This window comes from Phytobacter sp., assembly GCF_059074235.1.
On sequence record NZ_JCACPZ010000001.1, the window covers coordinates 536092 to 548886 of the forward strand.

Below are 12795 nucleotides of genomic sequence, written 5' to 3' on the forward strand. Positions count from 1 at the left end.
GATGTTACTCGATTTTCTTACCTTCCATCAGCCGTTCTACCAGCGGTGTCATGATGAGTTCCATCGCCAGCCCCATTTTGCCGCCCGGCACCACTAACGTATTCATATGAGAAATAAACGAACCCTGTAACATGGCTAGCAGCCAGGGATAATCAATGCCTTCCAGATTGCGGAAATGAATCACCACAAAGCTTTCATCCAGCGACGGAATGACTTTGGCCGCAAACGGGTTAGAGGTGTCGACGGTGGGGACGCGCTGGAAGTTAATATGGGTACGAGAAAACTGCGGCGTAATGAAGTTGATGTAGTCGTCCATTGAACGCACCACGGAATCCATTACCGCTTCACGGGAGTGGCCGCGTTCGCTGGTATCCCGCACCAGTTTTTGCATCCATTCCAGGTTGACGATAGGCACCACGCCCACCAGCAGATCCACATGGCGTGCGACGTCATGCTGCGGTGTGACCACACCACCGTGCAATCCCTCATAGAACAGTACGTCCGTTGGCTCCGGCAGCGGCTGCCAGGGTGTAAAGGTTCCAGGAACCTGATTCCAGGGAACCGCTTCGTCATAGGTGTGCAGGTATTTGCGTGCCTGGCCCTTACCCGTGTGGCCGTACTCGATAAACGTCTGTTCCAGTAGTCCGAAGTCATTGGCTTCAGGGCCAAAATAGCTGATGTGACGGCCTAAATCTCGCGCCTTGCGAATCGCCATGTCCATTTCGGGACGGGTGTAGCGGTGAAAACTGTCGCCTTCAACTTCAGCAGCATGCAGATCGAGTTGGGCGAAAATTTTACGAAACGCGAGGCTGGTGGTGGTGGTTCCCGCACCGCTGGAGCCTGTAACAGCGATAACCGGATGTTTAGCAGACATAGCGACTCCAGAAAATAGCGATGATGTTCGCTTGAGCTTTGTTAATCGCGAAACTGTGTGCGTGGCATGATGTTGACGCTTTCGTGTAATTCCGACCACACCAGCACGGCTTCGCCGCTTTTTAGTTGTCGCTTAACATCAGCAACTTTTTGGGCAAACGCGCGTTCATGTTCACCATAATCAGTGCCTTCGCGCAAGACAAAGCTCTCAATAAGGTTATCCAGCGTTTCAGGCGCCAGATCTTGCCAGGGAATAATCATCTTAGTCTTCCAGCCAGGTTTTCAGCCAGTCAGGGATACGTTTCTCAAGCCACATTTCTGGCCGCATCAGGGTGCCACCTACAAAGCCGACGTGACCACCGTGTTCGGTCAACTGATACTCCACGCAGGGCGGCAGCGTTGCCGGATCCGGGATCACATGGCTGTCCATAAAGGGATCATCTTTCGCATGGATGATGAGCGTAGGGCAGGTGATTTTGTTTAATAACGGCATGGCGCTGCACTGACGATAGTAATCAATGGCGTCAGCAAAGCCATGAATGCGCGCCGTGATCAAATCATCGAATTCACGCAACCGGCGCACCCGTTTTAGCTGCAGCAGATCGATTGGCAAAGTGCCGGGGTACGCTTTCAGTTTTCTCGATGCGTTGCCTTTGAGCAAATTCAGCAAGTAGTGCTGATACACCCGCGAAAAGCCTTTTTCGATATGCGCGCTGCACGCTTCCAGCACAAAAGGCGCGGAGACAATCACGGCGGCATCCAGAGGCACATGGTTGCCCTCTTTTGCCAGCAGGCAGGCAAGCATATTGCCGCCCAATGAGTACCCAACGGCGGCGGTGCGAGCCTCACCAAACTCACGTTTTAGCCAGTGCAGGAACCAGGTGCCGTCTTCGGTCTCACCGGAGTGATAAATACGATTAAGACGATTAGGTTCGCCACTGCAGCCACGAAAATGCATGACCACGCCCAGCCAGCCACGGGCTTTTGCTGCTTCGATCAGGCCATGAGCATAAGGGCTATGCAGGCTGCCTTCCAGCCCGTGGAAGACCACCAGCCGGGGTTTATGTTTGGCCTGATGAGGGTCTTCGCTCCACGCCAGGTCGACAAAATCACCATCCGGCAGTTCGAGGCGTTGCCAGGTGGGTGTAAAACCCAGCTTGCGGCGAATCACACGCGGCAGCATGGTCTGGAAATGAGGGTTACGCCCACCGCGCATCGGGCGGAAATCCTGCGTATTCTCTTCAATTTCCGAAAGTCGTGAGGGGGTAATTTCAGCCATAGTACGGAAAATCAATAAATTGTTGGGGGACGACTATAACAACACGCAATGTTTACGTTTGCTCATTTCATGGGCTACGTGTGTGTTACAGGCTAATCCGCCAGTAAATTACGGGAAAAGAGATGGATGTCGACATCCGGCTTACGCCGCCACAAGCGCGCTTTTCGCGCCCCTGTTGCCACGCTCTCGCCAGTCTCTTCAAACATGCCCGAGGCCTCGAAGCGGCGAATCAGGCTCTTTCGCTGGATAGGCTGGCCGAGGATTATCTCTGTCGCCTCCTGCAATTGCGTCTGGGTAAACGTATCAGGTAGACAATAAACAGGCAGTAAAGAGTACATCGTTTTCTGCCGTAACCGCTGCAGTGCAGTCTGAATTATCTCCCGGTGATCGAACGCCAGACTGACATCATCAATCGCGCCGACCGGCACCCATCTGGCGTCGCTCACGCTTGCGATATGTGGCGCGCAGGCGACCCATGAGATTAACGCATACCAGGCGATGGTCAGGCTCCAGCCGCGTGGGTCACGCTTTGCCCCGGAAAAGGTATCCAGCTGTTCCAGCCAGGAGGGGGAGACGCCCGTTTTCTCGGTGAGTTTACGCAGCGCAGTGGCGCGCGTTGATTCATCCTGTTCCATATCGATAAAGCCGCCCGGTAAGCCCCAGCGGCCTTGCTGCGGCTGGCTCGCGCGCTCCACCAATAAAACGCAAAGCGCCTTGTCATGCAGCGTGAACAGCACACTGTCTACCGTCACCAGAGGTGAAGGGAACCGGCTGGCATCATATGAATCCAGATACTCTGCTTCGCTGATCATCGTTTACTCATCCTGTTCAACACGCCACAAGTTTATCAGTCTGCCAGAGTGCGGCAAGGTAACTTTTATTTAGCTATATATCATGGGGTTAATGCGGTTTTTGCGCATTGGTTAAAAAAATACTTGCGAGTAAGTGTCTTATAGACAATATTGTATGTGTCTTAGGGACATTAATTGAGTGGTGAGGTGAATCATGACCAGTAAAATCGAGCTAACACTGGATAATCAACAGATTGAAATCGAACGTGGCGTCTTTCCTGATGGTGCAGTATGGCTGAAAGTGAGCGGCGAGCTGCCTCGTTTTGCTCAGATCATGCGGATTCGCGTTGCGGCCATGCGTGATATGAACGATTTCATGTTGTTAGCACAACTGGTCGATGCCGTGCGTCATGTTACCGACATTACAGTTAGTCATCTTGAACTGGCCTGGCTGCCCTGGGCGCGTCAGGACCGGCATATGGTTAACGGCGACAGTTTTGCGCTCAAAGTGTTTGCCACCCAGTTGAATACGCTGAACTTCAGCAGAGTCTTCTTGCTGGATCCGCACAGCGATGCGGCAGCAGCGGCGATCAACAACAGCGTGGTGATTGCTCAGGAGACCTGCCTGATGCAAAGCGAACGCCTGCGTCAGGCAATAGGCGCGGGCAAACTGATGCTGGTTGCACCCGATGCGGGGGCATTAAAGAAAATTCATAACGTGGCAAAAGCCAGCGGTGCGCGAGATTACGCCATCCTGACCAAGGAGCGTGATGTGGCAACCGGCAACCTGACCGGCTTTGCGCTGGTCTCGGGTGACGTGGCAGGCAAAGATGTGTTGATTGTCGACGACCTTTGCGATGCGGGCGGGACTTTTATTGGTTCAGCGCAGGTGTTACGCGATGCCGGTGCGCGCAGCGTGAGCCTGTATGTCACCCACGGTGTGTTTTCCAAAGGGGTGGAAAACCTGCTGAATAATGGCATCGACGCCATTTACACCACAACCTCTTATATGTCATCAGCGCTGCGTGAACCGCGCGTTGAGCTTATTGATATTGACACCATTTTTAAGGCTTAAGGGAGATAACACCATGAAAATGAATCCAATCTTGGCAATCGACGGTTATAAAGTTTCCCATCGAGCGCAGTATCCACAGGGCACGACGCAGGTCTATTCCAACTTTACGCCGCGCAGTGACCGTTTTTTCCAGTCTCCCCTGGCAGACGGCAAGCTGGTATTTTTTGGTCTGCAGGGTTTTTTGCAGTGGTTCATGGTGGATTTGTTCAACGACGCTTTTTTTGCCCGTCCTGAAGACGATGTGGTGGATGAGTACAAAACCGTGATGGACAGCTATCTGGGCAAAGATGCGGTGCCGGTGGACCATATCCGCGCATTGCACCGCCTGGGCTATTTGCCGCTGCACATTAAATCTCTCGATGAAGGCAGCAAAGTGCCGATGAAAGTGCCGGTACTGACCATCACCAACACCCAGGATGAATTCTTCTGGCTGGTGAATTACCTCGAAACCGTGCTCTCCGCCGAGCTGTGGAAAGCTTCCACCAACGCCACCATCGCACACCACTACCGTAAAATCTGCGAACAGTGGGCGGCAAAAACCTGCAGCGATATGGCGCACCTCGATTTTCAGTGCCATGACTTCTCCTTCCGTGGCATGGCGGGGCTTCAGGACACCATGCAGGCCGGTGCCGGGCATTTGTTGAGTTTTAAAGGCACTGACAGCATCCCTTCACTGCTCTATGCCCGCGACCACTACACTGGCGGTGAAGAGTATTTCATTGGTGCAAGCATTCCGGCGACTGAACACAGCGTGATGTGCATGGGCGAGAAAGAACATGAAATCGAGACTTTCCGCCGCCTGATTGCCGATCTCTATCCGCAGGGATTTGTCTCTATCGTCTCTGATACCTGGGATTACTGGCGCGTCATTACGGAATACACCCGGGAGCTGAAACAGATAATCCTTGGTCGTGAAGGTCGTGTGGTATTCCGCCCTGACAGCGGTGACCCGGTTGAGATCCTGTGTGGCACCAGGGCAGACAACGATACCCGCAGCGACCGTAGCCCGGAGGAGAAAGGTTCAGTTGAAGTGTTGTGGGAGATCTTCGGCGGCACGGTAAATGAGAAGGGCTATAAAGTGCTCGATCCGCACGTTGGCCTGATTTACGGCGATTCCATTACTCTCGCGCGTGCTGATGAGATCCTGCGTCGCCTGGAAGCAAAAGGTTTCGCCAGTTCAAACGTGGTCTTCGGCGTCGGTTCTTTCACCTATCAGTACAACACCCGCGACACCTTTGGATTTGCGATGAAAGCGACCTGGGGTGCGGTCAACGGTGAAGGGCGAATGATTTTCAAAGAGCCGAAAACCGACAATGGCCTGAAACGCTCAGCGCGTGGGCTGCTGCGGGTTGAAAGGGATGCGCAGGGTGAGTTGCAACTGCACGATGAACAAAGCTGGGAACAAGAGAAAAGCGGTGAACTGAAAACCCGCTTCCTTGATGGGAAATTGTATAACACCGATCACTTTGAACAGATTCGCCAGCGCCTGGCTGCACAGGTGTAATTAATCTCTACTCCATTCTGGGGGCGCGTCGTGCCCCCTTCGTGCAACTTCTTTTCTTCTCTTAAAATGATCTCCGTCACAAATTGTCACTTTGATTATTACTCTCAGGCTAACGATTCTTCTCTACGCTTAATTGATGCCTTTCTCATCAGAGAGCAGAATTTACTCAGCGTTAAGCAAATCAAAATGATTAGCTGAATCAGGAGGTTAATAATGTTATCTGGGCAAACGCCACCACGGGTATGGAATACACGACGCAGCGAGAAGCAGCGCCGTCTGGCCTCCGTACCGGTGCAGGGCAAAGTGCTGCCGACCGACGACCTGGTCGCCATGCTGGAAAAACTGATCGCGCCGGGTGACCGCGTGGTTCTCGAAGGGAACAACCAAAAGCAGGCCGATTTCCTTTCTCGTGCACTGGCTGAGGTCAACCCACAGAAAGTGCATGACCTGCATATGATCATGCCAAGCGTCGGGCGCAGCGAGCACCTCGACATTTTTGAAAAAGGCATCGCCCGCAAGCTGGACTTCTCCTTCTCAGGCACACAAAGCCTGCGTATTTCCCAGCTGTTAGAAGATGGTTTGCTGGAAATCGGCGCCATTCACACCTACATCGAACTTTACTCCCGCTTGTATGTTGACCTCTCGCCGAACGTGGCGCTGATTGCCGGTTATAAAGCTGACCGCAAAGGTAACCTCTACACCGGTCCGAGTACGGAAGATACCCCGGCGCTGGTGGAAGCAGCCGCATTCCGCGACGGTATTGTTATCGCTCAGGTCAACGAACTGGTGGATGACGAGTGTGATTTACCGCGTGTGGATATCCCCGGCTCGTGGATTGATTACGTGGTTGTGGCAGACAAACCGTTCTTTATCGAACCGCTATTTACCCGCGACCCGCGCCTGATCAAACAGGAACATATCCTGATGGCGATGATGGCCATCAAAGGGATTTACGCAGAGCACCAGGTGCAGTCGCTGAACCACGGTATCGGCTTTAACACCGCGGCGATTGAACTGCTGCTGCCGACCTACGGCGAACAGCTCGGTCTGAAAGGTAAAATCTGTAAACACTGGACGCTGAACCCGCATCCGACGCTGATCCCGGCTATTGAGAGCGGTTGGGTGGAGAGCGTGCACTGCTTCGGTGGTGAGTTGGGAATGGAAGAGTACATTCGCGCCCGTCCGGACATCTTCTTCACCGGTGCTGACGGCTCCATGCGTTCCAACCGTGCTTTCTGTCAGCTTGCCGGGCAGTACGCCGTGGACATGTTCATCGGCTCGACGCTGCAAATCGACGGTCTGGCTAACTCCTCCACGGTCACCCGTGGTCGCCTGTCCGGTTTCGGTGGTGCGCCAAACATGGGTCATGACCCACACGGTCGCCGTCACGCGACTCCGGCCTGGCTTAATATGATCACTGAACCTGACCCAATGCAGCGCGGTAAAAAGCTGGTGGTGCAGATGGTCGAAACCTTCCAGGCGGGGGCTAAACCGAGCTTCGTCGAAACCCTGGATGCCGTCGAAGTGGCGAAATCCTCCGGGATGCCGCTGGCTCCGGTGATGATTTATGGCGATGACGTGACCCACGTGCTGACCGAAGAGGGGATTGCCTACCTCTACCGTGCTGAAAGCATGGAAGAGCGCCGTGCGATGGTCGCTGCGGTTGCCGGTATCACCGATATCGGTTTGGGTGTGGATGCCAAACGGGTCGCGCAACTGCGCCAGAGCGGCAAAGTAGTCTACCCGGAAGATATGGGGATTCGTCGCACCGATGCTACCCGCTCTCTGCTGGCGGCAAGCAGCGTGGCAGACCTGGTGGAATGGTCTGACGGTCTGTACAACCCACCTGCGAAATTCCGGAGCTGGTAATGAAACTTCTGCCCCAGATTCAGGTTGAAGGCGGTGCCGAATGGCTGGCGCGAACCGCCACGCAGTGTCTGATTGACGAAGCACGATTGAGCCCGAAACCCGGTCTGGTGGACAGTCGGGGGAACGGCGCACATCACGACTTAACGCTCGCGTTAATGGAACGGTCTGCTCATAGCCTGACCCCTACGTTTCAGGCGCTGGCGCAACAAAGCTGGCAACGGCCTGCGGATATTGCGCTGCGACAAACCATCGGACGGCTCGGCCGTGAAGGCGAGCAGCAGATGATGGCTGCAACGGGCGGTGTGAACACCCACCGTGGTGCCATTTGGGCGCTGGGATTGTTGGTGAGCGCCGTGGCGATGCTCGGCGGGGATGCGACGGCTCCGGTTGTTGCAGAGATGGCTGCTACGTTGGCCAGACTGCCGGATGCCGCTGCGCCCAAAGTCTTCAGCAAAGGGCTTCGTGCGACTCATCGTTACCGCGTTCCTGGCGCCAGAGAAGAAGCCCAGCAGGCCTTCCCGCATGTTTTGCAGTATGCGCTGCCTCAACTGCGTTTGAGCCGAATGAACGGTGGCAGTGAATCGCATGCCCGGATTGATGCCCTGATGGCCATCATGACCTCGCTCACCGACACCTGCGTGCTTTCACGCGCCGGGATGGAAGGACTGGAGGCCATGCAGCATGGTGCACGTGCCGTTTTACAGACGGGGGGCAGTGCGACACCGGAAGGCGCTCAGGCGCTGGCGACGCTGGATCGCCAGATGCTGGCACTCAATGCCTCGCCCGGTGGTGCCGCAGACTTACTCGCTGCCACACTGTTTCTCGACCGCGTCGGGACGCCCTATTTCAAGCATTAAGAGGATGTTATGGAAAAAATCACATTAACCGTGCCCGCCAGCCGTACTTTAAACGGCAAGGCGCTGGCAGGGGTTGTTGGTTCAGGGGATATGGAGGTGCTTTTCACCGCCGACCAGAGCCAGAACTTAACCATTGATATCACCACTTCCGTTGACAACAGCCGCGGTCGCTGGGAAGCGCTGTTCAACCGTCTGCAGACCGTCAGCAGCCTGCCAGCAGGCAAACTCGTTATTCACGATTTTGGCGCGACGCCCGGTGTTGCACGCATCCGTATCGAACAGGTTTTTGAAGAGGTGAGCTATGCGTGATGACCGCAGTTTTATCGAATTAAAAGCACGCCAGCGTGCGCATGCGCTGCTGGATGAAGGGAGCTACCGCGAGTTGCTCGATCCTTTTGACGGCATTGAGTCACCGTGGCTCGGTGCCCAGGGCATCGTACCGCAGGCTGACGACGGCATGGTGGTAGCGAAAGGCACCATCAACGGCAAGCCTGCCGTGGTTGTCGCCATAGAAGGCGCATTCCAGGGTGGCAGCATGGGCGAAGTCTCCGGCGCAAAAATGGCGGCGGCACTCGAACTGGCAGCAGAAGACAACCGCAACGGTATTCCGACCCAGGCAGTACTGAGCCTCGAAACCGGCGGTGTACGTCTGCAAGAGGCCAACCTTGGTCTGGCGGCGATTGCCGATATTCATGCGGCAATTGTTGACCTGCGTCGCTACACCCCGGTGGTCGGTATTGTGGCCGGGACCGTCGGTTGTTTCGGTGGTATGTCCATCGCAGCCGCCTTGTGCAGTTACCTCATCGTTACCCGTGAAGCCCGTCTTGGTCTGAATGGCCCGCAGGTTATTGAGCAGGAAGCGGGGATTGAAGAGTATGACTCCCGTGACCGTCCGTTTATCTGGAGCATGACCGGTGGCGAAGTACGTTATCAAAGCGGGCTGGTGGAAGCGCTGGTGGGTGATGGCGTCAATGCGGTGAAAGCGGCAATGAACGAGGCGCTGGCTAAAGGCGTTCCGGCGAAGCATCGCACCGATAATTACGATGACTACCTCGCACGTCTGACGAATTTCGACACCCGCAAACAGGCCGATGCCGAACAGATTAAAGCGCTTTTTGCCCGGGAGGTGAAATGATGAGTAATGCAATTAGCCGTGGCGAACTCTGGCTGGAAACGCTCGCCCCGAATGCACAGCGTCTGGCAGGATTGTGCCCGTCCGTACAAGCGGCAGACGGCGAAATCAACGGTGAAGCGGTACGTTTCATTGCTGTTGTGCCGGATGCGAACAACCACTTCCCACGTGCTGCTAAAGGCGAAGTGGGCCTGCTGGAAGGCTGGACGCTGGCAAAAGTGGTCAGCGAAACCATCGCTGCGGATGTGAATAGCGCCGTCAAACGCCCGATTGTGGCGGTGATTGATGTGCCAAGCCAGGCATACGGTCGTCGTGAAGAAGGTTTCGGTATTCACCAGGCGCTGGCCGGTGCCGCTGCGGCGTACGCCAATGCGCGCCTCGCCGGTCACCCGGTGATTGGCCTGATTGTGGGTAAAGCGATGTCCGGTGCGTTTCTGGCGCACGGTTATCAGGCCAACCGCCTGATTGCGTTCAACGACAAAGGCGTACTGATCCACGCGATGGGCAAAGAGTCTGCGGCGCGTATTACTCTGCGTACCGTTGAGGCGCTGGAAAAACTGGCGGCGACTATTCCGCCAATGGCTTACGACATCAGTAACTATGCGACGCTGGGGCTGCTGGAAAATCTGCTGGATATCAGCAACCCGGATGCACCTTCGTCAACCGATCTGGCGCTGGTGAAAACCACGCTGCAAAAAGCCATCAATGACGCTCGTCAGGACACCACGCTGAAAAATCGTCTGGGTGCTGACAACCGCCGCAGCTCTGCTCTTGTGCGCGAACGCATGAAAGCAAGCTGGTAAGAAAAAAGAGACCTGCCAGAGGTAAGACCCCGTGGGCGCACCCGCTGCGCCCGCGCGGGTGACTGCATCTGAAAAATAATAATCATCGCGACAGTGCTTAAACTTCTTATTACAGGTGATTTATGACTTATGTGATTGTTCATGCCCTCGCACCGATTTTCATCATCATGCTGCTGGGCTTCTGGGCGGGCAAGGCCAAACTGGTTGATAATAAAAACGTTTCCCTGCTCAATATCTTCGTAATGGACTTTGCTTTACCCGCTGCGCTGTTCAGTGCGACGGTGCAGACTCCGTGGACCGGCATTGTGGCTCAGTCGCCGCTGATTCTGGTGCTGACGCTGGCAATGTGGATAACCTACGCGGCTATCTACTTCCTCGCGACCAAAGTCTTCAAAAAATCGCCACAGGATGCCGCCGTGCTGACCCTGACCGTGGCGCTGCCGAACTACGCCGCGCTTGGCCTGCCGATTCTCGGCAGCGTGCTGGGTGAAGGCGCATCAACCTCGCTATCCGTGGCTGTGTCTATTGCCTGCGGCTCCGTACTGATGACCCCGTTCTGCCTGCTGATCCTGGAGCGTGAAAAAGCGCGTGCAGAAGGTGGCAATAGCGGATCCACGATGGCGATGCTACCAGTACTGATGTGGCGTTCATTGAAAAAACCCATTGTAATGGGCCCGCTGCTGGGTGTGATCCTCTCGGCGATTGGCATCAAAATGCCGGAACTGCTGCTGGCCTCAATTAAACCGCTCGGACTGGCAGCGACGGCTGCGGCGCTGTTCCTGACGGGTGTCATCCTGTCAGCGCGTAAACTGCAAATCAACACCATGGTCATTACTTCCACCATTGCAAAGTTGCTGATTCAGCCTTTGATTGCCTGGGGTATTGTGCTGGTCTTCGGTCTGCACGGTTCCGTCGCGATTACCGCTATCCTGATGATTGCGCTGTCTGCTGGCTTCTTTGGCGTGGTGTTTGGTAACCGCTTTGGTGTGCAGTCGCCGGATGCGGAAGCGGTGCTGCTGTTGAGCTCGGTACTGTGTATCCTGTCACTGCCGCTGTTTATCTCGCTGACTTCAGGAATGTAATCATGACCTCAACACCACGCCCACACGATCTTCTTTGGCTGACCACTCGTGATGCGCTGGAAGGCATTAGCGAGGCCTGGGTGGAAAGCGCATGGCACATCGGTTTACCGGTTGTGGTGCGGCGTGATGTTGATGCTAACGGACGCATCCCGGTGGGGGTGCGTGGTCTGAAGCGCGACCAACGAGCGGCAGGATGGGTTAATCCGCAGAACGTCGCACGTGTGGTCTCACCCGAGCAGTTGGCGGTTGAAAATGACCTGTTGCGATCACCGTTTATCACTCAGCCACCGGTTCAGGTGGCTGTACAGCTTTCCCGCCAGTCATGGCCCTGGACATGGGGCATTACCGGCAGTACTGGCTATGCGCTGGCCACCGGGATTCCGGTTATCCATGCCGACAGTGACCTTGATTTGATTATTCGCGCACCGCGCCCGTTATTGCCTGCCGATCTTGCGTTCTGGCAATCGCAACTTAGCGATGCACTGTGCCGGGCTGACACTCAGGTGGATACCCCAGAAGGGGGTTTTGCTCTGGCAGAGTGGCTGCGTGACGGGAAAACGTTGCTGAAAACTGCACTGGGGCCGCGGCTGGTAAGCGACCCCTGGCACAGGGAAGCGTAAGGGAGGCATACATGAAAATTCTGTTCACTTTTCCGGGGCAAGGAACTCAGCACCCGGGAATGTTACACAACCTACCGGGTAATGAGCTGGCGCAGGCGCGTGAAGTTTTAGGCGCAGAAGCCGACACACTGGATTCTGCGGATGCCCTGCACCACACCCGCGCCGTGCAGTTGTCGTTACTCATTGCGGGTGTGGCCTGGGCGCGTGAACTGGAGCGCCGTGGTGTATCGCCGGATATTGTCAGTGGCCTTTCGATTGGTGCCTATCCGGCAGCGGTGGTGGCAGGTGCACTCGATTTCGCCGATGCGCTGAAGCTGGTGGCGCTGCGTGGCGATCTGATGGAACAGGCATATCCGCATGGGTACGGGCTGACGGCAATTATGGGCCTGACGTTATCGCAGGTGGAAACGTTGCTGGAAGGAAGTGGGGCCTACGTTGCCAACCTCAACGCAGAAACGCAAATTGTGATTGCCGGTCGCGATGAAGATATGGCCGCCGTTGGAGAAAGGGCGATGGCGAAAGGGGCGAACAAAGTGCGCCGCCTTGACGTGAGCGTGCCATCCCACTGCGAACTGTTAGCGGAACCGGCGCAAAAGCTGGTGCAGGCGTTTGCCGACGTCACGCTCCATCGTCCGACACGTACGTATCTCAGCGGCAGTACCGGTCGCGTGCTCTGGCAGCCGGAAAAGATTGCCGACGACCTGGCGATGAACATGGCGCGCACTGTGCGCTGGCAGGAAGCGGTCATCGCGGCGAATGAACGTGAAGCCCGGCTGGCGATTGAGATGCCACCTGGTGGAATCCTGACCTGTCTGACGCGGCAGGCGGCCTGGGTTGGCGAGTCAATATCGTTAGAACGTAGCGGTATGGATGTGGCGTTGCACCTGGCGCAGCGGCTTAACGCGTAGCG

General features: G+C 55.7%; 14 protein-coding genes. 10 read left to right on the top strand and 4 right to left on the bottom strand.

The genetic code is table 11. The features are described from left to right. Positions 1–4: 4 nt before the first annotated feature. The 4 genes from AC5JPW_RS02460 to AC5JPW_RS02475 all read right to left on the bottom strand — a co-directional run bounded on the left by AC5JPW_RS02460 (position 5) and on the right by AC5JPW_RS02475 (position 2964). Complete coding sequence (locus AC5JPW_RS02460) at positions 5–874, bottom strand: phosphoribulokinase (RefSeq protein ID WP_494238084.1); 870 nt, start codon at positions 872–874, stop codon at positions 5–7. Positions 875–915: 41 nt separating this feature from the next. Beyond that, positions 916–1134: a YheU family protein gene (locus tag AC5JPW_RS02465; RefSeq protein ID WP_494238085.1), complete on the bottom strand. Its 219-nt coding sequence runs from the start codon at positions 1132–1134 to the stop codon at positions 916–918. Position 1135: 1 nt separating this feature from the next. Further along, a complete protein-coding gene (locus AC5JPW_RS02470; protein ID WP_494238086.1) occupies positions 1136–2152 on the bottom strand; it encodes a hydrolase in 1017 nt (338 codons plus the stop codon). 92 nt (positions 2153–2244) lie between these two features. Then, entirely contained in the window at positions 2245–2964 is a 720-nt protein-coding gene (locus tag AC5JPW_RS02475; RefSeq protein ID WP_494238087.1) for an NUDIX hydrolase, read from the bottom strand. A 193-nt stretch (positions 2965–3157) separates the two neighbouring features. On the opposite strand from AC5JPW_RS02475, the gene prs reads away from it, so the two are divergent. From prs to mdcH, 10 genes are all read left to right on the top strand, one after another. Continuing rightward, positions 3158–4018 carry a ribose-phosphate diphosphokinase gene (gene prs, locus AC5JPW_RS02480; RefSeq protein WP_494238088.1) on the top strand — a complete coding sequence of 287 codons (861 nt, stop codon included), beginning with the start codon at positions 3158–3160 and terminating at the stop codon, positions 4016–4018. A gap of 13 nt (positions 4019–4031) precedes the next feature. Then, entirely contained in the window at positions 4032–5522 is a 1491-nt protein-coding gene (locus tag AC5JPW_RS02485) for a nicotinate phosphoribosyltransferase (RefSeq protein ID WP_494238089.1), read from the top strand. 213 nt (positions 5523–5735) lie between these two features. Next, a complete protein-coding gene (gene mdcA, locus AC5JPW_RS02490; RefSeq protein ID WP_494238090.1) occupies positions 5736–7391 on the top strand; it encodes a malonate decarboxylase subunit alpha in 1656 nt (551 codons plus the stop codon). After that, a complete protein-coding gene (locus AC5JPW_RS02495; protein WP_494238091.1) occupies positions 7391–8248 on the top strand; it encodes a triphosphoribosyl-dephospho-CoA synthase in 858 nt (285 codons plus the stop codon). The genes mdcA and AC5JPW_RS02495 overlap by 1 nt, the downstream gene beginning before the upstream one ends. Positions 8249–8257: 9 nt before the next feature. Continuing rightward, a complete protein-coding gene (gene mdcC, locus AC5JPW_RS02500) occupies positions 8258–8557 on the top strand; it encodes a malonate decarboxylase acyl carrier protein (protein ID WP_494238092.1) in 300 nt (99 codons plus the stop codon). Beyond that, entirely contained in the window at positions 8550–9383 is an 834-nt protein-coding gene (locus AC5JPW_RS02505) for a biotin-independent malonate decarboxylase subunit beta (RefSeq protein WP_494238093.1), read from the top strand. The genes mdcC and AC5JPW_RS02505 overlap by 8 nt, the downstream gene beginning before the upstream one ends. Further along, on the top strand, positions 9383–10183 hold the full coding sequence (gene mdcE / locus AC5JPW_RS02510; protein WP_494238130.1) for a biotin-independent malonate decarboxylase subunit gamma: 801 nt from the start codon (positions 9383–9385) through the stop codon (positions 10181–10183). Before AC5JPW_RS02505 ends, mdcE begins: the two co-directional genes overlap by 1 nt. Before the next feature lie 122 nt (positions 10184–10305). Then, a complete protein-coding gene (locus AC5JPW_RS02515; RefSeq protein WP_494238094.1) occupies positions 10306–11265 on the top strand; it encodes an AEC family transporter in 960 nt (319 codons plus the stop codon). 2 nt (positions 11266–11267) lie between these two features. Continuing rightward, the gene (locus tag AC5JPW_RS02520; protein WP_494238095.1) at positions 11268–11885 is read left to right on the top strand and encodes a malonate decarboxylase holo-ACP synthase; all 618 of its coding nucleotides are present in this window, start codon (positions 11268–11270) and stop codon (positions 11883–11885) included. An 11-nt stretch (positions 11886–11896) separates the two neighbouring features. Then, on the top strand, positions 11897–12793 hold the full coding sequence (mdcH, locus tag AC5JPW_RS02525; protein ID WP_494238096.1) for a malonate decarboxylase subunit epsilon: 897 nt from the start codon (positions 11897–11899) through the stop codon (positions 12791–12793). Positions 12794–12795: the final 2 nt, after the last annotated feature.

Coding starts and splice junctions, on each gene's coding strand:
- AC5JPW_RS02460 (WP_494238084.1), bottom strand. CDS start 874: ATGTCTGCTAAACATCCGGTTATCGCTGTTACAGGCTCCAGCGGTGCG.
- AC5JPW_RS02485 (WP_494238089.1), top strand. CDS start 4,032: ATGAAAATGAATCCAATCTTGGCAATCGACGGTTATAAAGTTTCCCAT.
- mdcA (WP_494238090.1), top strand. CDS start 5,736: ATGTTATCTGGGCAAACGCCACCACGGGTATGGAATACACGACGCAGC.
- AC5JPW_RS02495 (WP_494238091.1), top strand. CDS start 7,391: ATGAAACTTCTGCCCCAGATTCAGGTTGAAGGCGGTGCCGAATGGCTG.
- AC5JPW_RS02465 (WP_494238085.1), bottom strand. CDS start 1,134: ATGATTATTCCCTGGCAAGATCTGGCGCCTGAAACGCTGGATAACCTT.
- AC5JPW_RS02475 (WP_494238087.1), bottom strand. CDS start 2,964: ATGATCAGCGAAGCAGAGTATCTGGATTCATATGATGCCAGCCGGTTC.
- AC5JPW_RS02515 (WP_494238094.1), top strand. CDS start 10,306: ATGACTTATGTGATTGTTCATGCCCTCGCACCGATTTTCATCATCATG.
- AC5JPW_RS02505 (WP_494238093.1), top strand. CDS start 8,550: ATGCGTGATGACCGCAGTTTTATCGAATTAAAAGCACGCCAGCGTGCG.
- AC5JPW_RS02520 (WP_494238095.1), top strand. CDS start 11,268: ATGACCTCAACACCACGCCCACACGATCTTCTTTGGCTGACCACTCGT.
- mdcH (WP_494238096.1), top strand. CDS start 11,897: ATGAAAATTCTGTTCACTTTTCCGGGGCAAGGAACTCAGCACCCGGGA.
- mdcC (WP_494238092.1), top strand. CDS start 8,258: ATGGAAAAAATCACATTAACCGTGCCCGCCAGCCGTACTTTAAACGGC.
- mdcE (WP_494238130.1), top strand. CDS start 9,383: ATGAGTAATGCAATTAGCCGTGGCGAACTCTGGCTGGAAACGCTCGCC.
- AC5JPW_RS02470 (WP_494238086.1), bottom strand. CDS start 2,152: ATGGCTGAAATTACCCCCTCACGACTTTCGGAAATTGAAGAGAATACG.
- prs (WP_494238088.1), top strand. CDS start 3,158: ATGACCAGTAAAATCGAGCTAACACTGGATAATCAACAGATTGAAATC.